General features: G+C 32.9%; 27 protein-coding genes. 10 read left to right on the top strand and 17 right to left on the bottom strand.

All coding sequences use genetic code 11. From position 1 onward, the window contains the following. Positions 1–223 precede the first annotated feature (223 nt). Positions 224–967, top strand: coding sequence for a UMP kinase (gene pyrH, locus M1D73_RS08700; RefSeq protein ID WP_001248059.1), 744 nt, complete (start codon positions 224–226; stop codon positions 965–967). Positions 968–1,021: 54 nt separating this feature from the next. Here the strand turns inward: pyrH and M1D73_RS08695 are convergent, their stop codons facing one another. The 6 genes from M1D73_RS08695 to M1D73_RS08670 all read right to left on the bottom strand — a co-directional run bounded on the left by M1D73_RS08695 (position 1,022) and on the right by M1D73_RS08670 (position 7,458). Then, entirely contained in the window at positions 1,022–2,233 is a 1,212-nt protein-coding gene (locus M1D73_RS08695; protein WP_000591939.1) for a phospholipase D-like domain-containing protein, read from the bottom strand. Positions 2,234–2,343: 110 nt separating this feature from the next. Next, the gene (locus M1D73_RS08690; RefSeq protein WP_000651904.1) at positions 2,344–3,489 is read right to left on the bottom strand and encodes an ABC transporter permease; all 1,146 of its coding nucleotides are present in this window, start codon (positions 3,487–3,489) and stop codon (positions 2,344–2,346) included. 1 nt (position 3,490) lies between these two features. Next, positions 3,491–4,600, bottom strand: a complete 1,110-nt coding sequence (locus M1D73_RS08685; RefSeq protein WP_001020163.1) for an ABC transporter permease — start codon at positions 4,598–4,600, stop codon at positions 3,491–3,493. Between the two features lie 37 nt (positions 4,601–4,637). Further along, complete coding sequence (locus tag M1D73_RS08680) at positions 4,638–5,576, bottom strand: ABC transporter ATP-binding protein (RefSeq protein WP_001093804.1); 939 nt, start codon at positions 5,574–5,576, stop codon at positions 4,638–4,640. 138 nt (positions 5,577–5,714) lie between these two features. Beyond that, positions 5,715–6,815, bottom strand: a complete 1,101-nt coding sequence (locus M1D73_RS08675; RefSeq protein ID WP_000397690.1) for a sensor histidine kinase — start codon at positions 6,813–6,815, stop codon at positions 5,715–5,717. A 4-nt stretch (positions 6,816–6,819) separates the two neighbouring features. Continuing rightward, positions 6,820–7,458, bottom strand: a complete 639-nt coding sequence (locus tag M1D73_RS08670) for a response regulator transcription factor (RefSeq protein WP_000694093.1) — start codon at positions 7,456–7,458, stop codon at positions 6,820–6,822. 221 nt (positions 7,459–7,679) lie between these two features. Between M1D73_RS08670 and M1D73_RS08665 the strand changes: the two genes are divergently transcribed. The 4 genes from M1D73_RS08665 to exsE are packed head-to-tail and all read left to right on the top strand — an operon-like array spanning position 7,680 to position 10,681. Next, entirely contained in the window at positions 7,680–8,225 is a 546-nt protein-coding gene (locus M1D73_RS08665; protein WP_256737415.1) for an RNA polymerase sigma factor, read from the top strand. Continuing rightward, positions 8,222–8,665, top strand: a complete 444-nt coding sequence (locus M1D73_RS08660; protein ID WP_000972341.1) for a hypothetical protein — start codon at positions 8,222–8,224, stop codon at positions 8,663–8,665. Before M1D73_RS08665 ends, M1D73_RS08660 begins: the two co-directional genes overlap by 4 nt. Then, on the top strand, positions 8,658–9,728 hold the full coding sequence (locus M1D73_RS08655; protein ID WP_001039115.1) for a hypothetical protein: 1,071 nt from the start codon (positions 8,658–8,660) through the stop codon (positions 9,726–9,728). The genes M1D73_RS08660 and M1D73_RS08655 overlap by 8 nt, the downstream gene beginning before the upstream one ends. Then, positions 9,725–10,681 carry an exosporium protein ExsE gene (gene exsE / locus M1D73_RS08650; protein WP_001261429.1) on the top strand — a complete coding sequence of 319 codons (957 nt, stop codon included), beginning with the start codon at positions 9,725–9,727 and terminating at the stop codon, positions 10,679–10,681. The genes M1D73_RS08655 and exsE overlap by 4 nt, the downstream gene beginning before the upstream one ends. 30 nt (positions 10,682–10,711) lie before the next feature. Here the strand turns inward: exsE and M1D73_RS08645 are convergent, their stop codons facing one another. Both M1D73_RS08645 and M1D73_RS08640 read right to left on the bottom strand, forming a co-directional pair. Beyond that, on the bottom strand, positions 10,712–11,959 hold the full coding sequence (locus M1D73_RS08645) for a DUF445 domain-containing protein (protein WP_000058302.1): 1,248 nt from the start codon (positions 11,957–11,959) through the stop codon (positions 10,712–10,714). A gap of 153 nt (positions 11,960–12,112) precedes the next feature. After that, on the bottom strand, positions 12,113–13,444 hold the full coding sequence (locus M1D73_RS08640; protein WP_000658538.1) for a D-serine ammonia-lyase: 1,332 nt from the start codon (positions 13,442–13,444) through the stop codon (positions 12,113–12,115). Positions 13,445–13,594: 150 nt separating this feature from the next. Between M1D73_RS08640 and M1D73_RS08635 the strand changes: the two genes are divergently transcribed. Further along, positions 13,595–14,140 (top strand): helix-turn-helix domain-containing protein, encoded by a 546-nt coding sequence (locus M1D73_RS08635; protein ID WP_000427637.1) that lies wholly within the window; start codon positions 13,595–13,597, stop codon positions 14,138–14,140. Between the two features lie 39 nt (positions 14,141–14,179). Here M1D73_RS08635 and M1D73_RS08630 read toward each other — a convergent pair whose 3' ends face one another. Beyond that, entirely contained in the window at positions 14,180–14,356 is a 177-nt protein-coding gene (locus tag M1D73_RS08630; protein WP_002040916.1) for a hypothetical protein, read from the bottom strand. A 143-nt stretch (positions 14,357–14,499) separates the two neighbouring features. Here M1D73_RS08630 and M1D73_RS08625 point away from each other — a divergent pair, with 143 nt between their 5' ends. Then, positions 14,500–15,594 carry a response regulator aspartate phosphatase gene (locus M1D73_RS08625; protein ID WP_121868197.1) on the top strand — a complete coding sequence of 365 codons (1,095 nt, stop codon included), beginning with the start codon at positions 14,500–14,502 and terminating at the stop codon, positions 15,592–15,594. Then, entirely contained in the window at positions 15,594–15,731 is a 138-nt protein-coding gene (locus M1D73_RS08620; RefSeq protein WP_000724012.1) for a hypothetical protein, read from the top strand. The genes M1D73_RS08625 and M1D73_RS08620 overlap by 1 nt, the downstream gene beginning before the upstream one ends. A gap of 121 nt (positions 15,732–15,852) precedes the next feature. On the opposite strand, the gene M1D73_RS08615 is transcribed toward M1D73_RS08620, so the two are convergent. The 6 genes from M1D73_RS08615 to M1D73_RS08590 form a co-directional block, all read right to left on the bottom strand. Then, entirely contained in the window at positions 15,853–16,533 is a 681-nt protein-coding gene (locus tag M1D73_RS08615; protein ID WP_000454850.1) for a prolipoprotein diacylglyceryl transferase family protein, read from the bottom strand. Between the two features lie 17 nt (positions 16,534–16,550). After that, positions 16,551–17,105, bottom strand: a complete 555-nt coding sequence (locus M1D73_RS08610; RefSeq protein ID WP_000733173.1) for a TlpA family protein disulfide reductase — start codon at positions 17,103–17,105, stop codon at positions 16,551–16,553. A gap of 18 nt (positions 17,106–17,123) precedes the next feature. Beyond that, a complete protein-coding gene (ccdA, locus tag M1D73_RS08605; RefSeq protein ID WP_000990443.1) occupies positions 17,124–17,837 on the bottom strand; it encodes a cytochrome c-type biogenesis protein CcdA in 714 nt (237 codons plus the stop codon). Between the two features lie 53 nt (positions 17,838–17,890). Next, the gene (locus M1D73_RS08600) at positions 17,891–18,703 is read right to left on the bottom strand and encodes a M56 family metallopeptidase (RefSeq protein ID WP_121868196.1); all 813 of its coding nucleotides are present in this window, start codon (positions 18,701–18,703) and stop codon (positions 17,891–17,893) included. Between the two features lie 4 nt (positions 18,704–18,707). Next, positions 18,708–19,121, bottom strand: coding sequence for a BlaI/MecI/CopY family transcriptional regulator (locus M1D73_RS08595; protein ID WP_000495053.1), 414 nt, complete (start codon positions 19,119–19,121; stop codon positions 18,708–18,710). A gap of 107 nt (positions 19,122–19,228) precedes the next feature. Next, positions 19,229–19,627, bottom strand: a complete 399-nt coding sequence (locus tag M1D73_RS08590; protein ID WP_000347525.1) for a DUF3942 family protein — start codon at positions 19,625–19,627, stop codon at positions 19,229–19,231. Positions 19,628–20,019: 392 nt separating this feature from the next. Here M1D73_RS08590 and M1D73_RS08585 point away from each other — a divergent pair, with 392 nt between their 5' ends. Then, positions 20,020–20,718 carry a peptidase E gene (locus tag M1D73_RS08585; protein WP_000762118.1) on the top strand — a complete coding sequence of 233 codons (699 nt, stop codon included), beginning with the start codon at positions 20,020–20,022 and terminating at the stop codon, positions 20,716–20,718. A 56-nt stretch (positions 20,719–20,774) separates the two neighbouring features. On the opposite strand, the gene M1D73_RS08580 is transcribed toward M1D73_RS08585, so the two are convergent. After that, positions 20,775–22,184, bottom strand: coding sequence for an MATE family efflux transporter (locus M1D73_RS08580; RefSeq protein WP_000804124.1), 1,410 nt, complete (start codon positions 22,182–22,184; stop codon positions 20,775–20,777). A 97-nt stretch (positions 22,185–22,281) separates the two neighbouring features. Beyond that, the gene (locus tag M1D73_RS08575; RefSeq protein WP_001280271.1) at positions 22,282–23,046 is read right to left on the bottom strand and encodes a DUF2087 domain-containing protein; all 765 of its coding nucleotides are present in this window, start codon (positions 23,044–23,046) and stop codon (positions 22,282–22,284) included. A gap of 690 nt (positions 23,047–23,736) precedes the next feature. Here M1D73_RS08575 and M1D73_RS08570 point away from each other — a divergent pair. Beyond that, positions 23,737–24,159 (top strand): PH domain-containing protein, encoded by a 423-nt coding sequence (locus M1D73_RS08570; protein WP_000669069.1) that lies wholly within the window; start codon positions 23,737–23,739, stop codon positions 24,157–24,159. Positions 24,160–24,185 lie beyond the last annotated feature (26 nt).

Here is a 24,185-nt window from a genome sequence, read left to right as displayed (position 1 = left end):
TGTTAAAAAACGATAAAATAAACTTGATAAGTAATCAGATTGTTTCGTATAATCAAAAAGATATATACTTAAAACAAATCAAAATGAAAAGGAGTGGATGTTATGAAAAACTATACAAAGCAATTCGTCCTATCTTCTTCTTTTCTTTTTCATTTTCTTAAAAAGGAACAAAGGCATTCGCCTTTGTTCCTTTTTTATTGCGATCTATATAGGGGGAATTGTTATGAGGCCATATAAACGTGTCTTAATTAAATTAAGCGGCGGTGCACTTGCCGATCAAACTGGAAATAGCTTTAACTCCAAACGATTAGAACATATCGCAAACGAAATTTTATCCATTGTTGATTTAGGTATCGAAGTATCCATCGTCATCGGTGGCGGTAACATTTTTAGGGGGCATCTAGCTGAAGAATGGGGAATCGATCGCGTAGAAGCTGATAATATCGGTACGTTAGGTACAATCATTAACAGCTTAATGCTTCGCGGTGTTTTAACAAGTAAAACAAATAGAGAAGTACGCGTTATGACGTCCATTCCATTTAATGCAGTAGCTGAACCATACATTCGCTTGCGTGCAGTCCACCATTTAGATAACGGTTATATCGTTATCTTTGGAGGCGGAAACGGGCAACCGTTCGTGACGACAGATTATCCAAGTGTACAAAGAGCCATTGAAATGAATAGTGATGCCATATTAGTCGCAAAACAAGGTGTCGATGGCGTTTTTACAAGTGATCCGAAGCATAACAAATCAGCAAAAATGTACAGCAAACTAAACTATAATGATGTCGTTAGACAAAATATACAAGTCATGGATCAAGCGGCATTACTGCTTGCCCGGGACTACAATTTACCAGCACACGTCTTTAACTTTGATGAGCCTGGTGTCATGAAGAAAATATGTTTAGGCGAACATGTGGGGACGTTGATCAATGATGATGTTACGATGCTGGTGCATGAAAAATAATGATTTCCCACCAAAAAAGGGTGCCTTTTGTAGGCACCCTTTCCTAATTCATCATCACAAATAGAAGTCAACCAATCCCGCCACTTTCTCCTTACAACGCTCCCAAAAAGATAACTTTTCAAAAAACTCTTTCGTCATTTCTTTCGAATCATGAAAATCCTCTGTTAACGCCTTATTAACTTGTCCTACAATAGGACCACCATAAATATAAAAATTCATTTCATCATTTATATTGAAGCTACGCGAAGTAAAGTTTGTTGTACCAATAACGGTTAATTCATTATCAATAAGCATTAATTTACCATGGAACATTCCTTTTTTATAACCATATACAGTAATTCCATTATTAACAGCTTGACGTATGTATGGATACGCCGCTTCTTTTATAAGAGGTAGATCCGGTTTATATGACCAAAGTATTTTTACTGTAACACCACGCTTTTGCGCCGCGATTAAAGCATTCATAGATTCTTTATTTTTCGCTATAAAATACGGTGTTGCAATTACAATGGAGTGCTGAGCTTGTTTTATGAGCTCTATATATTTTTCAGCAACGTAATGCCCATTGTAACTAGTCATAGTATGTAATGTATTCCCTTTACTAGCTTTATTCGTACTTCTCTTTATCTCTTCTTTCGTATCTCGTTTCCAGTCTAAAGCGAATTGCTGTTCTAAATCTTTTGCTCCTTCTCCTTTAAGTCGTACATGATAATCACGCCAATATCCAAATCGCTTATCTTTCCCTAAGTACTCATCTCCTATATTAAATCCGCCTGTATAGCCAATCTCCCCATCAATCGTCGTAATACGGCGATGATTACGATGATGAAGAGAATAAAAGCCGAATGGTAATTCAGGTTTTCTACTATATGTAAAATGCACACCATTTTCCTGCAATTCATTTTTCATCTTTCTTTCAAATGATAAATCATTAATGCGATCAACGGATAAATAGACGTTTACTCCTTCTTTTGCCTTCTCTTTTAATAAGTTTAAAAAAGTATGGCTACTTTTATCATCCGACAAAATGAAGAAATACGTGTAAATGGAGCTTTTCGCTTCTCTTATATCAGTAAATAATTGTTTATAAAAAGACTTCCCTTCTACATATAATTGAAAGTCACTATAATGAGGCGCATACTCTGTCGGCATGTTTTTCCCAGCTTCCATTTTCCTACCTAAGGTAACATCGATATGCATCCATATTAAAATAAAAACGAAAATAGCAATAACAATAGAAGTAACTCGCAATATTTTTTTAATCATTTTGATTTCCTTCCGATCATTTTCTTTCCACCTTTCTATTTTGTCATTCAAATTTAGATTTCATGCTTCATACAAAAAAGGATGTGACTTAACGTCACATCCTTTTCACATTAAACAAAATTTCTCGCATCATTATTTCTTCCAAACTTATAAATCGCAATTAAGAAGAATGCAATTGCGAAAGCGAATAAAATTAAAATGTTTAAATACAACTCCGAGAATGGTATTCCTTGTTGTAGTTTCGATACTGTGTCTAACAACCAGCGCTGTGGAAGAAAATTAGCTACTTTTTGTACTGCACTTGGCATAATGTCATATGGGAAATAACAACCCGCTAGTAAGCATGTTGGTACAATGACCATGTTTTGCATCGCATTTGCCGATGATGAGTTTTTTGAAAAAGCAACAATTACTAACGACATTCCAATCGCTATTAAAGCAAATATCATCAGTACACCAACCATAACGATGAAGGGCATATTGATATTCGTATGAAAAACATTCGTTAAGAATAGGATTGTAATCATAATTTGTACTGTTAATATAATCATATTTACCCCGACGTTAGATAATATAAATTTCTTTCCATCTATCGGCGTGGATAATAATCTAAAGTACGTTCTATTCTCTTTTTCTTTTAAAATATAGCCTGATAAGTTCACTGCTGAAAATAACATAAACATAATAAGATAACCCATGGTTTGGTTCGTCATATCTTTATTTTTCGAAGTATCTTCTAACGTCTCAGTCTTCACTTTAAATGAACTTTTTTGATATCCTGCGTACATCGTATCAAATGCACTTTGATCTGTTCCTGCTACTTTACTTATCGCTGCTACATTATCAATATAATTGTACAAATATGACTTAATAAACGCTGTTACTTGATCACCTTTAATCGATGAAATTTCAATATTGCTTGGTTTTCCTTCTCGGACACTTTCTGAAAAACCAGACTGTAACGTAATCACTCCATCAAGTTTTTTTGAAGTGAGTTTATCTTCTACTTCAGATTCTTTCACTTTACTTACTTTTACATGATTGATTTCTTCTAAAAATTTCACCGTATCATTTGCTATCGACTCATTTTCTTTATTTATAACTCCGATATTTAACGTCCCTTGCCCCGCATTTCCATATATTGAAAAGGAGATTAACGTTCCTATTATCGGCAAGCTAATAATAATGAGTAACCCTTTTTTATTTTTCAAAAGGACTGATAATGTTTTTTGCATAAGCCATAAAATATCTTTCATACTATAGCCCCTCCCGTCTGCGTAATGCGATAATCGATATGAATAAAAAGAGTGCTGAGATTCCGATATTTAAAGAGATGACTGGTAGTGCCGCCCCTACATCATTTGCATAAATAATTTTCATAACGGCAGTGTTTGCCCACGTTAATGGTGATAAATTCGTAATGAAATTTTCTTCTACTACGAAGTATGCCCCGCCAAAAATAGAAGCTAGTTGTACGATAACTAAAATAATTGCTCTAGATGCTTCACCTGTTTTTGTAATATATCCGATGCCGAGGCCGAAGCTAGTTGCTAAAAGGACTTCTGTTAGTAAAATAAGTAAGACAACTCCAAGATGATCGCCCCAGTTAGCTTGAAAAACAAATTTACTAAATAAAACGACAAGTAGTATGCACAGTGCATTCGCCACCATATTACCCAATATTTTCCCGATAAAAATTTCCGCTTTCGTTATAGGTGCAGCAATGAGACGATCTCCTGTTTTACGTATTCGTTCGCCTCTAATTAAATTACTTGCTCCCATCGCACCATACAAAGCAACCATCGTTGTCATTACAATTGCATAGTAATCCATAGAACCTGGTTTTTTAGTCGCTTGTAATGCCGTTTCTTTAATATACTCATTACGTTCTCCATTCGGAATTATTGTGCTAATTTTACTAGGGTCTACTTTCTCAATCTCAACTACTACATTGTACTTATCAACAAATGTAGTCATCATTCCTTCAACTATGCTACTTTCAATACTACTTCTATCACTTCCGTAAAACTTTACCCCGTCCTTATTCAATTCTACATACGCAGCGTATTTGTTTTGTTTTACTTTTTCTTTTCCATCTACCTCTTCAGAAACTTTCTTAAAGTAAATACCAGATTTACTTACTTCTTTTGCAAATGCTTCAAATGATTGAGAAAACGTACCATTTGCTTCATCTTTGTATATCACTTGTATATCTTTAATAGTATGACTATCGCTATTAAATGCATTACTTAACGCTGTTCCTAACACAAGCATAAGTACAATCGGAAATGCTAACATAAAAACTAAAGTTCTTACGTCTCTAAATTCTCTTTTAATGTGCATAATTGCAATATTGAAGATGTTCAATTGATGAACCTCCCTTTACCTTTTCTTCATTTACCTTTTATTTATCTCGTAAGTTTCTTCCGGTTAAGGTAAGAAATACTGTTTCTAAGTTGGGAGCCTGCTCCTCTAATGAACGAATTTCAATATCATGATTGATACAGTGTTGAATGATTTTATTTAAATTATTTAATCCCGCATCAGAATTCACTTTAATTACGTTTTCTTCAATTTGAACTGCTTTCACACCGTTTATCTCTTTTAATTTTTCTACATCTAAATTCTCTACCGATTTCACTTCAATCCAAATATCTTTCGTGTCAGTAATAATTGCTTTTAACTGTTCTTTCGTACCTTCTGCAATTACTTTACCGTGATCTACTATCGCTATTTTCGTACAAATCTCTTCTACCTCTTCCATGTAGTGACTCGTATAAATAATTGTACTTCCCATTTCATTTAATTTACGTACTGACTGCAAAATGTAGTTTCTTGACTGTGGATCAATTCCAACTGTCGGCTCATCCATAATAATTAACTTCGGTCTATGAGCAATTGCACAAGCGATATTCAGTCTTCGCTTCATCCCACCAGAAAAGTTCTTCGGATAGCTTTTCTGTTTATCACTAAGTCCTACAAATTTAAGAGCTTCCTCTACCCTAGCTTTTAATTCGGCTCCTCGTAACCCGTACAATCCAGCAAAGAATTTCACATTTTCATAGGCAGTTAACTCTTCATAAATCGCAATATCTTGCGGAACAATACCGATATTCATTTTCGCAAATCGATTATGTTTCTTTATATTTTTTCCTAGTATGCTAATCTCACCTTCATTACTTCTTAACAAACCAGCAATCATATTTATCGTTGTACTCTTACCAGCACCATTTGATCCTAAAAAGCCAAATATTTCTCCTTCTTTAATAGATAAAGACATATTATCAACTGCGATGAAATCACCAAATTTTTTCGTTAAATTTTTAATTTCTAATGTATTCATCATTTTCACCCCTATTTCGGTTTCTCTGCTTTTAGTATAAACAAAAAGAATGAACCTGCTCAGTGCAGAAGTTCATTCTTTTCACATGAGAATATTCACTTTTTTCATATGAGATGGTTCATCCTCGTACCATTCTCTTTATATTGGCAACAACATCGTTACTGAAAAACCACTTGTCCCATCTACAATAATTTTTCCGTTTACAGACGCCGTTCGCTCCTCCATCCCCATAATACCGAGACCTTTTTTAACAAGAGCTACCCCTTTTCCGTTATCCTTCACTTGCACCTTAACCATCTTGTTAAGTACATGAATATCTATAGAAATAACTGTCGCATCAGCATATTTCATTGCATTTGTTAGTGCTTCTGTAACATTCTCACCGATAATTTTCCACTGAATAGGAGAAATCATATCTAAGTTCCCTTTGTATACAAAAGGAATATTCACATCATTCTTACCGGCAAATTCCTCTATGAATAATTTCATACGATGAATGCCAATTTGCTCAGTTGGAGGCTTCATATTTTTTAATGTAATGCGAATACTTTCAATTCCATCTTTTGAAATGTGAATTGCATTTTGTAATAACTCCGCAGATTTTTCTTTATCTATTTCCATTAACCTTTTTGCTGCTTCCATTTGAATAAGTGCACCCGTCATCGAGTGACCAATTTTATCATGAATTTCTTGCGATAACCGATTTCTCTCTTCTAGCTTAAATGTGTATTCAGATTGTCTTATGTACTCTTTATTTTCATGTAAGCTTTTCGTAAGTCGTTGCATATCTTTTCGCATCTTATCATTTTGCGATTCAAGCTTTACTACACGCGATATATATCGATCTGCTATAGTTAAAACGAGAAAAGAAAATGCAACAATTAATCCATAAGTCATTCGAATACTTTCATCTGCAATCGTAATTGGGAGCATCATAACAACAAAGCGTGGCCAATTCTTTTCTATGTAATGGAATGTAATTTCGTATAAGTTCAAAGGTAAAAACAAAATAAAAAATGGATGAACCCTCCATGTAAATAACATAATTATGCCAATTGACATACAGATTAATAATTTTTTATACGTATCTTTTTTAAATATAGAAATCATTACGTTTACAGAGAGGTAAATAAGTAAAGTAAATATAACCCAAGGTAAATTTACTACATTTGCGTAAATATAACTAAACACAATATATAAAAAGACAATTAATTTACTTACAGTTAGCCAAAATTCCATATCACTAATCTACTTTCCCTGTTAAGTAATAAATCGCAATTTGTGTGCGATGTTCAAGTCCAGTTTTCCCTAAAACTGACGTAATATAATTTGCAATTGTTCCTTCAGATATAAAAAGCTGTTTCGAAATTTCTTTATTCGAGAAACCTTTTGCAATTAATGCGATAATACTAAGCTCCCTTTCTGTGAAAAGGCTCTTATCAATTTTACATTCTTCCTCTTTACTTTCCATTAAATTAGACTTAATTTTATCGAGGACAACATCTTGCATAACAGTTTGACCGTTATATACTCCTTTTATCGCATCACGAATACGCTCCGGATCGTTATTTTTTAACAAATAACCTTTCGCTCCGTTTTTTACTGCATCCAAAATATATTCATCATCATCAAACGTCGTTAAAATAAGCGGTTTTGTTTTCGTCTCTTCACAAATGAACTTCGTCGCCTCTACCCCGTTCATATTTGGCATGCGAACATCTAAAAGAGCAATATCAACTTCATGCTTTTTACAATATGCTACAGCTTCTTCCCCATCATTTACAGTATCTACTACTTCGAACTCTTCGTATGTATTTAAAATAATTTTCATGCCCTCTCTAATAAAAGAGTTATCATCCGCTATTAATATTTTAATTTTCATGTTTGTTAGTATGGCCCTTCCCCTACTAACATTCACATCCTTTCTCCGTGTAACATTTCCTACTTGCTCATTATATACTTCTCTTTACCATTTTTTCACACCTTTTTTCATCTAGCTCTCCTGCAAAAAATATATTATTCTTTTTTTTACAATATGTGTAGGGTGACTTATCATTCTTTACGTCTATATAATAGAATGCGTCAAAAAGGAGGGAGAGACCCATTGAGGAAAAACAATTAATTGAAAAAGCACAGCAAGGAAGCGAGCATGCTTTTCGTATCCTTGTACAAACATATCGTCATTATATTTTTCAAGTTATCTTTTCTATTTTAAGACATGAAGAAGATGCGAAAGATGTTACACAAGAAGTATTCGTAAAAATTCACACCTCTCTCCCAAATTATCAATTTCGCGGATTAAAAACGTGGATGGCGCGTATTGCCACCAATCACGCTATTGATTATAAGAGGAAGAAAGCTAGAGAAAGTGAAGAACTCTCCTTATGTAAAGAAGCTGAGGAAAATATAAAGTCCTCTCATAATATTGAGGCTTTATTATTGACGAAAGAGCAGAAATTACTCATTGCTCAAAAACTGAGAGAACTTCCCGAAAATTACCGTGACGTCGTTCTCGCACATTACTTAGAAGAAAAAAGTTATCAAGAAATTGCTTTACAGGAAAACATCGAAGTAAAAACAGTCGAAATGAAACTGTATCGGGCACGAAAATGGATTAAAAAACATTGGAAGGAGGAAGAGTTTCTATGATGCATTATTCAAAAGAAGATTGGCGCAATTATACATTAGATTTTATAGAAAACAATAAACGTGAATCTATGGAAGAACATCTTTACGAATGTGATCATTGTTTAACACTTTATATGGAAAGTATTGATGAACAACATGAAAACCTTCCAATGATAAATGATGATTCATTTACGAACGAAGTTATGACGCAAATTAATTTTGAAACGCTACAACCTAATGAAAATATAAAAACAAACTCACTAAAACGCACAATTATTCACTACATAATTGCGACTGCAGCTACAATTATTTTTATGGTAAGTGGTTTATTCCAATATATTTTTACAGCGACATCAAATTTCGAGAAATCTTCAAAACATAACGAGTCTTCTATCTCACAACAAATTGTAAACAAATCGGTAGATACATCAAAAAAGGACGGAGGTTTAAAGCATGAATAAAAACCCCTTTTTAGCACTTGTATTAGGGCTAATTCCTGGGCTTGGACATTTATACTTAAAAAAGCTAGGACGGTTTATTTTATATAGCGGAGGATCTTTATTTCTATTCTCCTTTGCAGTATTTTGTACCATAGTAGTAAGAGAACGTGATATTGCTTTTCTTTCTCTATTTTTACTAGCTGTTCTATGGGTAATTAACTTACTAGATTTAGTTATCACCATTATAAAACAAACGAAAAAACAAGAAGCTGGAGAATTGATAAATTCCTCTAAAGAGAGCGAACGATTTTATATCATTCTCCTATCCATCATCCCTGGACTTGGCCATTTCCAATTAGGACTTATGCAACGCGGTCTTACGTTTTTAGTCGCTTGCGCTGGCTTAGGCAGCATGATTATATTTGTAACATTATTAACATCTCAAGGAAGTTTCCTTATCTTTCTTATTACGTTACCTGTTTTATGGATTTATAATTTCTTTGACGTTGTTCAGCAACTACAGAAAAAAGAACGCGACGAGCAATTAATTGACCGTACTATTTTCGAAGATTTTGAAGAACATCGAGAGCAAGGAAAGAAAAGTAAAACATTTGCTTCTATTTTAGCGATGTTCCCTGGAGCAGGTCATATGTATTTAGGTTTACAACGCCGTGGTCTTCAGCTTATGGCAGCCTTTTTACTATCTATTTATTTACTCGACTTATTAAGACTTTCTGCGTTTTTATTTTTAGTACCAATCATTTGGTTCTATAGCTTTTTTGATGCGTTACAGCAAACAGCAAAATACGGAAAAGAACGAGTACAAGACGAACCCATTATCGATTATTTTATAAATCATCAAAGATGGATCGGTATCGGATTAATTACACTCGGTGGTTATTATTTATTAAATCAAACAGTCCTTCCTATTTTGAATGATTATTTTGTAACTATATTTAATATTCATCTTAGTGAACTATATTATCGCTATTTCCAGACATCTATCGTTGCGCTCCTTTTAATTGGCGGCGGCTTTAAATTGTTACTTGGAAATAAAGAAAACAAAGGTGGGACAAGCGAATGAGGACTTGGCGTGTTGGAACATTCTCAATGGGGCTTTCTATTATATCGTTAGGGTGCTTTTTACTATTTTCAGTCGTAAAAGGAATTCAAGTATTAGATACACTAACTGCATGGTGGCCAGTTTTACTTATCATACTTGGAGCTGAAGTTTTACTATACCTTCTATTTTCTAAGAAGGAACAATCATTTATTAAATATGATATTTTTAGTATTTTCTTTATCGGTGTTTTAGGAAGCGTCGGAATTGCTTTTTACTGTTTATTATCAACTGGATTACTAGAAGAAGTTCGTCACTCTATTAACACAACGAGGCAAACGAGTAATATTCCAGACGGACAATTTGATATACCTGAATCTATCAAAAAAATCGTAGTAGATGCAGGCCATCAACCTCTAACGATAGAGGGAAATAATACAAATCAAATTCATCTTTTGGGAACTTATGAAATGACAACGAAAGCAAATGAAAAACTCAATTTAAAACGAGATGATTTCCTTTCAGTTCAAACGGCTGGAGAAACGATGTATATCACTTTAAAATCATTACCTGTTCAGCATACGTTATTTAATTCAGCACCACAGGTGAAACCAACGCTTGTTCTTCCGCAAAATAAAAATGTGGAAATCCGTGCTTCAAATAACGAACTATCTCTTTATCCAGGTCAATTACAAAATAATTGGTTTGTACAGGAAAGCTCAAGAGTGTCTGTCCATCTTGCAAAAGAAAGTGATGTATCTTTAACAGCAGTAACGAATCAAAAAGAAACACATGGAAGTACACCTTGGGAACAAGTAGAAGATTTAACGAAAAACGAAAATACTTCTTCAGAAGAACATCCAGAATTAAACACCCAAGAACATTGGTATAAAAATTCGATTAAAACTGGAAATGGGACGTACAAGTTAAATATTGAGAAAGCTTATAATTTGAATATGAGTGTTCTCGAAAAATAAAAAACCTTCCGCAATTGCGGAAGGTTTTTCTCATATAATCGCTTTAATTCCTTCTAACACTAATCCAATCATAAATCCGCAAACCGCCCCGTTTACTCGGATCCACTGTAAATCTTTACCGACGTTATTTTCAATCATTTCGATTAACGTCTTATCATCTAACTTATCAAGATTTTCTTGTACAAGCTTACCAATTTTCGAATGGTTCTTCTCAACAAGACTTACAACTTGTTTTTGTAACCAATCTTCTATTTTTTGAACTGTCTGTTCATCTTCTTTTATTTTATTCATTTGTTTTTGTAAAAATGGAATAACATATTTATCAGCAAATTCTTCATTATTTACAAAAGCAACTGCTCTTTGCTGTACTTGCTCTAGCATCTCTTTTATTTTGTCAGTAGCATTCCAATTGGCAATCCATTTTTCTTTCCAATTTTCTAATTCTTGTAGTAACGCTTCATTTTCTTTTACATTTGTAATTTCTTGACGAATTTTCGCTAATATAAGTTGTCTCGTGCTATTATCTGCATCTTGTAAGCTGTTAATATTGCTAATAATAAACTTCTGCAAAATGCCGCCAATTTTATCTTCATCTACAATATTCATAAACGATTTCAATGTAAACTGTAAGAATCCATCTACTTTTATATTTTCCATCGCCTTCATACCTAAACTACCGAGCTGGTAGCGTGCTTCATCTTGCGCTGTCCAATCTTTCACTTTTACTAAAATGTAATCAAGTGTCTTTTCATCATATTCTTGCACAACTAATTGATCAACAAGCACTTGTAAAATGTTACTTGTATTAATTGTATGCAAATATGTTTTTAATTCTTTTTCAATAATAACAGCTAACTTTTCTGTATCTATTGTAACAATTGCTTTCTCTGCAATCGTTACAATCCCCTTTTTCACAGCATCAGACTGCATTTCTCTCTCAGCAATTTGCAGTACCATTTGTGCTAACTGCATCTCTTTTACTTTATTCGTAATACTTTCTTTCGTCAGCCATTCATTTTCTAACGTATTGATGAGCCCTTTCGTTACTCGTTTACGATTTTTAGGTAACAAAGCTGTATGCGGAATTGGTATTCCCATCGGGTGACGGAATAATGCTGTAACTGCGAACCAATCTGCAAGCCCGCCAACTAACCCAGCTTCAAATCCCCCTTGTATAATCTCTCCAGCTATCGTTCCTTGAAAAGGGATAGAAGCCGCAAAGCCGACACCCATAACCCCAAGCGAAATACCCGCTATATATTTAGTCTGTAATGACATCGTATACACATCCTCTTATTATGTAAAATAAAGCTTTTTGTTGTATTTATTCAATATTAGTTATCCTTTATATATACTATAAAGAACTATTGTGAAAATAACAAAGATTTTTATGTACATGAAAAAATGAGGCTACAACTAGCCTCATTTTTCTTATATCGTTAATTCCAAACCTTTCCTATAATATTCATCCATTATATCGTTTGGAACCATACTTCCACCCGTTCCCCACACAATATGAGTACCTTTTTTCACCTTCTCTGTTAACTGTAGCTTTTGTAAATACTCATCTTCTTTACATACTTTCACTGGCCCTATCATACCTGCTAGTGCAGAAGGCTCTAAATAAATATTCTCCGTATCAGCTAGCTCTTTTAACAATCTATATAACTCTTCATCGCTTACTGTGTAATTCCCACTCAAAAATGGTTCCATCGTTTTACCGACAAATCCAGATGGCCTTCCTACCGCAAGTCCATCCGCATCTGTTACATTATCAATTCCGATATCTTGAACGGAAATTTTGTCATGAAGGCCTGTCATTAAGCCGAGTAACATACAAGGAGAATGTGTTGGCTCTGCAAAGTAACAATGAACATTATCTTTATACAATAACTTTAAACCGAATGCTACTCCGCCAGGTCCTCCTCCTACTCCGCACGGAAGATAAACAAATAAAGGATGATTTTCATCTACTACAACCTCTAACTCTTCTAATTGCTTTTGTAATCGTGATGCTGCTACTGCGTATCCTAAAAATAAATCATGCGAGTTTTCATCGTCTACAAAATAACAGCTAGGATCCGCATCCGCTTGTCTTCTTCCTTCTTCTACTGCTTTGCTATAATCATCTTCATATTCAATAACGTTTACACCTTTACTTCTTAATAAATCTTTCTTCCATTCTTTTGCGTCTGCTGACATATGAACAGTTACATTAAAACCTAGATTCGCACTCATAATCCCTATGCTAAGTCCTAAATTCCCTGTAGAACCTACTGCAATTGAATATTTCGAGAAAAACTCTCTACATGTATCACTATCTAAAACGGAATAATTATCTTCTTCTGTTACCATTCCGTGCTGCAATGCTAGTTGCTCAGCATGTTTCAACACTTCATAAATACCGCCCCTAGCTTTAATTGATCCTGATATTGGAAGATGACTATCACATTTTAATAATAATTCTCCTAAAATAGGTTGCTCATATTTTCTCTCTAAAGCTTCTTTCATAGAAGGTATTTTCACTAAAGGTGATTCGATTATGCCGTTCGCCCCTTTCGTTTCAGGAAAAACTTTCGCAATATATGGTGCAAAACGCTTTAATCTCTCTTCCGCATCTTTTACATTCTCTTCATTAAGTGGTGAATCTTTTATTGCTGTTTCATACTTTTCTATGTTTGGATTTATCCAAAATACTTCTTCTGTTGCAATAAGCTTATTCACTAATGGATATTCTGCTTGTAATGCCCCTATTTCTTTCATTTTGTTTCCTCCTTATATCCTTGTAGCTCACCATACAATAAATTATAATTAAATTAATTTTAATATAGTTTAACACAAATAATCCCATTAAGTTAATTTTAATTTAATTTATTTAAATATAATTTAATAATTATTAAGGAGATTTTCATTATGGAAAATATAGATATTGGTAAAAAAATTGAAAAACAAAGAAAAGAAAAAGGTTTAACTAGTAAAGAACTAGCAAAGATGGCCGATATTACACCATCAATGTTAAGTCAAATTGAGCGCGGGTCCGCTAACCCTTCTATCCAAACATTAAAAGTGCTTGCTAAAGCTCTTGATGTGCCAACATTTAGCTTTTTACTTGAAGATACAAATACAGACGATTTAATTGTACGTTCCCATAAACGAAAGAAAATGATTATTGATAATTTATCATATGAAATGCTTTCACCTGATTTCACTGGAAATTTAGCAACAGCAATTATGACCGTCCCGCCTAATACAGCTTCATCAGAAAATGTGCTAGAACATAAAGGAGAAGAATTAGCATTTGTCTTAGATGGGAAAATCACATTATATTTAAATGAGGAAGAATACGTATTAGAAACTGGCGACAGTGTAAAAATACCTGCTTATTTAAAGCATAAATGGGTGAATCATTTTGAAAAAAACGCGATAGTCTTATTTTCTGTTACTCCGCCGATTTTTTAATATATCAATAAAAACAGGATGATTCTTATAAAGTGAGGATTATCCTGTTTTTATTAAATAAGAAAGTGAAATTTTTGTTAAAAACTTAACAGTTGAACCCAATCCGAACAATCCTCCTAAAAACATATTTACAAGTAAAACTATCCCTCCCATTGATGCTAACGTATCATGAGTCAGATTCATCCCACCACTACCAGAGGCACTTGTAATATTCACATAAAAATAAGAAATATGTAAAAATCAATTAATTTTTCAGAATTTTGTTGAAAAATATGGTAAAATCACTCTTATACTTCTTCTATTTTGCTATTATAGAAATAATTAAATTAGGATACTTTTATCGAATGGGGGAATATATAATGAGTGTGTTATTAAAAGGGCATGAACAGATTGTCAACGAATTAAACATTTTATATCAAGTAATGGTAGCGGAGCAATTAATTGAAGCGAAACAATTAAAAGAAAAAATAGAGAAACAGATTAATAAAATTGAAGCTGATCAAACTCTATCGCTTTACTACTCCCTACTAAACTTTAAATATAAGGTCCTAACCGATTGGACAAACATTAAGTATGATACTTTTAGTCAAATTGTTCGTTTAGACAATCCCATAACTGAAGACTTTATTACTTATTATTATCACTTTTTTAAAGCTGAACATGCTACCATTATTGGAAATTATGATGAAGCAAAAAAAGAATACGAAAAAGCTGAATCCCTTTTAAAACATGTACCAGGCGAACTAGAAGAAGCTGAATATAAATATAAATTTGCTATATTTAATCACCATACAAACAAACCACTTACAGCAATCAATTATGCAAATCAAGCTAAAGAGATTTTCTCAAAATATCCACGTTATGAAATTAAAATAGCTCTATGCGAAAACATTTTAGGCTCATGTTCTGTTTATTTAAAACAATTCGAACAAGCCGAAGAGAACTATAATTCAGCAATCAATATTTTACAAAAGCTGAAAGACGATACACTAATCTTAAAAGTTCGAAATAACTTAGGTTGGCTCTACTCTTCTCAAAATCTATCAACCCTTGCTATTAGACATCTTACAATAGTTACAAACAAATTACCTAAACACATAAAAGCCAATTTTCTACAAGCCAAAGAACATTTTAGTTTAAATGAAAAAGAACTTGCAAACGATTGGGTTCAAAAGGGCTTAGAAATTTGTAATGAATTAAATAATCAAGAATATAAACACCATTTCACTATCTTAAAAACACAACACACTGGTATTCTAGACGACTTAGAAAACGCAATCATTGCAGGCACTACATATTTTAACAGTAAAGAATTATACGATTATGTACAAGAATATTACGAATTATTAGCAGTAGAATTTCATAAAGTGAATAAAATAGAGAAATCTCAAAAATATTTTTTCAAAACTTACGAAGCAAAACAAAAATTATTAACTAAGGAGGCACTAAGATAATGAAAAAGATTAGTTTAGCTATTTTAACCTTTACATGCATACTTGCTTTTGGATTTAATAATTTTACTGAAAGTCAACAAGCAAAACAACTTCCAAAATGGGATACAGATAAACAAGAAACACATGCAGACCTATAGAAACCTAAAAACCCCTAATAAAGGGGTTTTTAGGTTTCTACAATATAATGATTTAGCATATGATGAAGAAATATGCTTATAAAAGATAGCCATACAGATACTCTCTGTACATGGCTATCTTTTATTTTTTCGGCACCAACAAAATCCCTAAACTAATAATACAAAAGCTCATTATTTGCTCTGCTGATAGACCAAACAGAACCGAATTTTGTTCACTAACAAGCGAAATAATAATATGAGCAAACCCCTCAATAATTAGAAAAATACTTATATTCTTTCCATTTCCGAGCCTTTCATTTTTCATCCATAACAAGCCCATTATACAAAGAGCAAGGCTGATCTCATATACGAAAATAGGGTGATATAAAAGTTTAGATTCATATATTTTCATTCCCCATGGTAGTGTCGTTTGTGCACCTACTTCATGATGGAATAGAAAATAAAAGATAATACTCACACACAGACCAAAAGGCAATGCATCAAGTAAAATACGAAGCGAAAATTGCTCCTTTTTACTTTTCCAAACAATGTATACACTCGCAATTACGCATCCTACTACAATATGTTGCATACTTCCAATAGCTAATATTGCTTGCACCGGCGCCCCAAAAGCCCATACAGGATTTAAAATTGCTGGTGCAAACTTCCATACAAATACGATGATAAGAAAAGCATTTGTTACGGCATCCATCATTTTTTTATATGATACATTTTGATACTTCATCTTTCGTTTCATCAACATAAAACCAAATAGACTTCCAATTATAAGAGATATGGGTTGTAACCTCACAATCCACTCCATCGTCACCAAATCTCCTTTTAATTCTCAATCAATTTCTTAAATTTCTTTTCTAATTGATCTGGTGGTAATACACCTCGTACATGATCTACTATAATTCCATCTTTATTAACAAAAAATGTCGTCGGTAAAGAGAATACTTTATAATCTAGTCCAGCTACTCCGTCCATATCTAGTAGAACCGGAAACTCAAATCCATAGCGATTAGCAAATGCGCTTGCTTCTTGTACTGGGTCACTAACAGTTGCATTCACCGCAAAAATTTCAACATCCTTTTTATATTTATCATACATATGAACTAAGTCAGGTGCCTCCATTTCACACGGCCCACACCATGATGCCCAAAAATTAATAATATATGGTTTTCCCTTGGCATCATTTAACGACTGCAACTTTCCGTCTAATCCTTTTAATGTGATGCCAGGTGCTTTAAAACCTACTTGTGGTAATACTTCTTTCTCTTGTAACTCTGCTTGCTTTGCTTTTCTTTCCTTTTCTTCTTTCTTTGAATTATAAAAGTTAACCCCTGCCCAAGCGAGAGCACCTACTAGTATAATAGCAATTAGTTTCTTCACTTTTCTTCCTCCTCATTTTTAAAAACCTGTAAATCCACCGAATAGACGAATAAAGAATGCTGTAATTTTCGTCATTTGATTTGTATACAATAAAATACCTGTTACAATCATCATTCCACCGCCAATTTTCATCATGACATTGGCATATGTAACAATCCATTTTACCTTCCCAATAAAGAATGCCATCACGAAAAATGGAACCGCAAACCCAAGAGTATACGCTGTAATATAAAGAAGCGCCCCTTCAGGATTCGTCGCGCCAAGCATGAGTACAGCTGAAAATATCGGTCCAACACATGGCGTCCAACCCGCTGCATATGTCATACCGACTAAAATCGAGCGAATATATCCAGTCGATTTACTTCTATATTGCACCTTTTTCTCTGCCATAAGCCACTTAGGCTGAAATAAGCCCGTCATAAATAGCCCCATTAAAACAATAAAAATCCCACCAATTTGTTGAATCAATTTTTGGTTAGATGAAAATGTTATTCCAATCCAGCTTACCGATAAACCTAACGCGTAAAATATAACCGAAAATCCGATCATAAAAAATACTGTATGTATAATCGCTGATTTTTGCATAATCCCACGATTTTCTTTTAAATCTTGGATAGACACACCTGTAATATAAGATAAATAAGATGGATATAGCGGTAAAGAGCACGGTGATATAAATGACAATACTCCCGCCCCAGCCACAAGCCAAATTGTTAAATCTGCTGCATTCATTTTATTCCCCCTAAAACACTACAACGAGTAGTGTTTATTCTTAAAAAAAGAGGCTATATGCACTCTCCGACAATAAGTACAACCGACATACAGAATAAACCTACTGTTACATATACCGAATTCGTATGTAACGGAATAGTAAGCTTAACAACCTTTTCATTTAACACTTGCTCGATTCGTAAATTTATTGCTGTTTTTGCAAATGAAGCTGTAACACATCGATTTTCCATTGTCTTTATTTTAATTAATTTTAATAACGCGCTACCTAACTCAAATGAAGATTCCATTTTTTGCATCGCATATTTATCAGCAGCTAGCTCCTGATACGTATGATATCGCTGTAACAACCCTTTTAATATCGGTATGTACATCATTCCTTCTGCTAATAGCGTAAAACAAAATAATTTTAGCGGATCCCAATTCTTTTGATGATATTCTTCATGGAAAATAATCGCATCCATTTCTTCATCTGAAAATGTTTGAAGCAACCCTTCCGACATGACAACTTTCGGACGAAATAGCCCAATTGTAAATGCCGCAACTTCCGTAGTCGGCAATATATATATTTGTTTTCTTTTTCGGACGAAAGGGATAAGTACTTTTTGTAATTTTTTACTATAGAAAAATTGTCGCCAAATTCTTTTGCACACGATTAATACAGTAAGTAGTAATAATCCAGCGATTATAATACGAATCAGCGATAATTCTTTCATATGTTTTTCTAACTGGAACAAGCAAAAATTTGAAAGAAGGAACATCTTATTTTGAAACAGAAATGGATATGTAACGTAATACACTAACATACTGAAAAAGAGGATACTAACAATTACTGCTAACAATACGATTTTACGCATTTGCCATTTCATTTCATTAATCCTCTCTTTTTAACTGACTCAATTTGTCTTCTAACTTTTTTATTAAAGTCGGATCAGCCTGCTCTAACTCATCTAACATATGATTTACAACTAAATCTCCAAATTCCCCCATCAATTCCTGTGTCATTTTCTTCGTTTGATTGGATAAGAATTCTTCTTTTGTTTGTACAGCACGATATATACCACTTCTTTTCACAGTCTGTTTTTCTAAGTGTAATTTCTCTACTAACCTGTTCATAACTGTCATAACAGTGTTAAAATTCACAGGTGATTCTTCACTTAATTTCTGCTGCACTTCTTTAATAGTAATACCATCGCTAGACCAAACAATCTCCATAATTTTCGCTTCAAGCGGTCCAAAGAAATGATTTAACCCGTGCTCATTTAACTTATAGTTTTGAGTAAACATTGTACAACTCCTTTCACACTACGAATTGTAGTATAAATTAAATGAAAGGTCAAACGTAAATGATATATATGAAAATTAACTACCCATAAATACATAGGCTATTCCATTCATTTTAAACCTAATTTTTCTCCAAATGTATCAAAAAGATACTGCTCTAATATTTGTACACTAAACTTCTCATTACGTCCAAGTGCAAATAATTCCCGATCTTTCGCTACGATAGTATCTAACGGAATAGCTACATTATCCACTATTTTTGTAATTTCAATTATATTACTTTTTACATTTACTTCTGTTTTAAATTCAACGTTTTCTAACACTATATGTGAACGTCTTCCTGATGCAAAAAAAGTAAAATTAGGATTTTTAACAACGCCAATTTCAGTCTCTAACGCATATAAATAGTGAAAAATTACATCTCTGTGTCCATCTTTTATTATTTTTTCATCCTTCTCATCGTCTAAGTATTCTTTCAGCTTCGTTGTAAATTCAAATCGAAAATCCACTTTTTTCACTCTCCTTCTTTGTATTTCATATTAAATAAATATATTGAAATAATTTTAACATATTGTAATACAACTTCCTATTAAAAGTAAAAACTGTTTTAAAAAATCGCTATTATTTCCGATACCCTTTTAAAATATAAGTATAAATTCAATATGAATCAATGCGTCATTATATCTATTTAAACATATTTTTTCCATATTTTGAAACATTAGTATGAAATATTATATATCAATGTATGGTTTCTAATGCATTGGTATATATAGTCAGTAGTTTCTTTACTATTCCGATATACTTAAGCTACATTTTCTAATTATTGATTACATTACGGAAGGAATGTAACTCTCTTCTATCGAATTTTTATATAACAAAAATAATTAGGTGGTGCTTTACTATGAAATTAGCTGTCATTGGTGGCGGTGATTTACAAGATTCAAATCACTTGCCTATTAATGAACGCCTTATAGAATTAACAAATAAACAGTACCCAAAAATATTGTTTATTCCAACGGCTAGTCATGATGATGAAAGCTATATAAAATTATTTTTAGACACTTTTGAAAAACAATTACATTGTGAAGTACAAATTTTACGTACTACAACAGATTCACCTTCAAAGTATGAAATAGACGAGATGATTCATTCAGCCGATTTAATTTATTTAGGTGGCGGGAACTATATTCACATGCTTACGCAATGGAAAGAACATAGACTCGATGAAAAATTATTATTGGCTCTGCAGCAAGGAACACTTATTGCTGGTTATAGCGCTGGTGCTATGTGTTGGTTCACGTCTAGTATCCGATCAGATTATGAAGGTTCTGGTTATATAGAGAGTAACGGATGGGGTATTGTTAATAAAAGATTTTGTCCACATTATAATCAATTAAACAGAATGAACGCCTTCCATTCCTTTTTACAAAATCATCAAGGGAATATAGAAGGAATTGCACTGGAGGATAATTGCGCTTTATATATTACAGAGGAATCCTTTGAGATTATCGGTGAACCGGAAAGAGCGTGGGAGTTTTATATGAGTGATAAAACACTCATTAGACAACATTTTGATATAACTTTAAAAAGCTATTTATAAACCTGAACTTACGAAAAAATGTCCCTAAGTCTAATAACTTAGGGACATTTTTCTATTTAACTAACTAATCGTGTAATTCGTTTCTTTTGCCATGAAAGCTTATAATATGCATACTGTAATATTAAGCTGACAATAAATGCTGCTGGATACCCGATCCAAATGCCTTCTATTCCAAGACTTGTATGGTAAGAAAGATAATATGCTACGGGTACTTCTACAAGCCAAATTGAAACAACTCCAATAACAGTTGGCCAAAGTACTGTACCGCTCGCTCGCATTGTCGCACTAATAATTTGTGCATGACCGAAAATTAAATAACTCCATAATGTAATCATAACTAAGCTATGAGCAATTTCAATTGTAGTTTGACTCGTTAAAAATAGTGATAAAATGTCTCTTGAGAATACGTAAATAAGAGATATTAACACACCACCGATGACGTAGTTCATAATAATTCCGGCCTTCACAACTTTCTGTAATCGATCAAATTGATTCGCACCAATCGATTGTGCCGCAAAAATGGAAACTGTAATACCAAGGCTAACTGCTGGCATTTGTACATAACTTGCAACTTGATTCACAACGCCGTAAGCAGCTGTTGCATCCGAACCGTAACGATTTACAAATGCGATTACGGCAATTTCAGATAATGAAACTAATATCATATTAATACTCGCTGGAATACCGAGCCTTAGTAATAGCTTTAATAACTCCCCATCCATTCGAAGGTATTTTCTAACCGTTCCATCTAGTTGTAATGGGTGATTTTTCTTCTTTAAATACACAAGCATGACAATAAACGTAATAACTGTAGATATAACAGATGCATAGGCCGCTCCATACACATCTAATTTCGGAGCTCCTAACCATCCAAAAATAAGAATCGGTAATAAGATCATATTTAGCGCTGTACTTACAATTAAAAAGTAAAATGGCGTTTTAGAATCTCCTGTACCTCTCATAAATGTTGTATATGCGAAATATAAAAATAATACTGGCATCGATATAAATAAAATCCGTGCATAATGTACACTTATTTCAATAATATTTTCTGGCGTTCCCATTAGACGCATAATATCCATTGCAAAAATACTGCCTATTATCGCCAACACAACTCCAATAATAAAGGTAAACGTCAACGTCGTACCAACGATAGCTTTTAAACGATCTTCGTTTTTAGCACCAAACGCCTGACCAATTAAAATAGAGCTTCCTGAACCGATACCAATTACAAATGAAACGAGCAAGAAAAATAATGGGAAGAATGCTGATATAGCCGCTAAATCATTAACTCCAAGCCATCTTCCTACTACTACCATACCAAATAATTGTCCAACTGATTGTAGTACATTACTTAATAATAACGGTACTAAAAACATCGACATCGATTTCCAAATCGGTTTACTCTCACTTTCCAACTTATGTGACTCCGCACCTTCTTTATTGTTATCTGCAGGTGGTTTCAAATTTCATTTCTCCTTTTATTAAACATCTATTTTCAATCTCTATCTCTTTGTATAGTTGTTATAATACTGTGCTTCTATTCATTTTCTTTTCGTATGATTATAACTTCACCCAATATTGACTTCCATCGGCTGTTCGATCTAAAAATCCATATTCGATTAAATATCTTCTTAAAGTTACAAAATCAGGGTATACATTTTCTATCACTGTATTTACTTCTTTTTCAGTATACTTTTTATTACTATCAAACTTCTTCACTAAATGGCGCAATATAATTAATTTACGCTTTTGTTTCTTCGGAAATTTAGAGAGAGGTCCATCTAATCCTTCTGTAAAATGAGCTTTTAATACTTCATCATTTTCTTCTTCCGTAATATTGTATCGATCATCCACCATCGTTGCTGTTCTATGAATTGGCACAAATTTCGTTTGTACTTTTGATTTTTCTTCTGATAATTCCATTAGCGCTAAAAATACTTTTGCTTGCTTCATTTTCTCTCGCAGTGTAAATCGATGATTACGAATTGTTGATGTACTTCCGCCATCCATCTCTTTTACAATTTCTTTATCATTCAGTCCCATATGGAAAAACTGAACCATTTTCTTTTGTAAATCCGTTAAACCAGTAAATTTCTTATCCATATTTAACAAATAATCAAACATAGACGTATGCTCATTTTGAATATGCAATTGGACGAACTTCTCTGCTTCATACAAAATTTGGTTATCTTGATAAATAACACCTTTAATAAATGTTTCACCACAAGCTAAGCAAATGTACTCCTCTTTTTCTTCATCAAACACATACCCTTTCTTTAATTCCTCTATTGACGCATCCCAAAACTTCTCTGAAATATCACTCATACTAAACACTCCTTCAAAATGTTTATTTAAAACCAAACAAATCAATATATCGTTTATTATCACTTCATCATCTTATCACAACACAAACAAACATTTCAACGTTTCGTTTGCCCATTTTATAAACTTTTATAAAAACATCTAACAAAAGGGTTTAATACAACGAAAAGCGAATATGTTTATACAAATTCATTTTATAGGATGTGAAATAGAACATAAATATTCTTTAAGACCCTTAGTTTACCGTTAAACAAATTGCACAGAATACATATGCGATTAGTGAATATGGAACTGGTATTCACTCATTCCAAAACTTCAGTATTCAATTTTAACTACAAAAAAGATGTTTTCGTATAAGAAAACATCCTTTACTTTTTATATATTCTATTTACAGTCTCTACTAAAACCTTACTTGCTTGTACAAATGTATGCTTTCGATTTCTATCTTCAACAAATTTATTAGCACAACTACTCATAATGATCATACAACTAATTATGACTAACGCTATCTTTCTATTCTTGTAAGTCACTTTATGCCACTCCACTATTACAAAACTTCTTTTGAATTTATCCCATCAAGAAATTTTACATGAATAATAAAACGCGCGAATATGCAATTCTGCATATTCACACGTTTTATCACAATGTTATGATTTAATTTAGTTAAAGAACAAGTATACCGAGGTGACTAACTTGAAATTTAAAGCGAAAAAAAATCCATTCCACGTCATTTTCATTACATTATTTATAATTATTTTTTTCGTTTCGTTATTCTTCCAAAATGAAAATTCTATTTTTTTCACTCTCATGATGCTATTAAATATCGTGAATCTTTCTTCATTCTATTTCTCTCACTACAACATAACGGAATCATCTCTTGTTGTAAAACACGGTTTCATTTTTCATACTGAAATTCCATTTGAAGATATTCGTCACGTTAAATACTCTGGTAAAAAACTTCATTCAAAAAAATGGACTAGACAACAATTAGAAATCCATTACAATTTATTTGACTCAGTGACCACTTTCGTACCACTAGAAGAAGAAAAATTCATTTCACTCTTAAAAGAGAACTGCCCACAGATGAAAGTAATGAATACGCCTGCTAACAAATAATATATTTTGAAGCTTGTAGTATTGCA

The organism is Bacillus sp. PK3-067 (assembly GCF_056738645.1).
The sequence above is the reverse complement of the archived record's forward strand: the minus strand, read 5'-3'. Positions and strand labels throughout refer to the sequence as shown.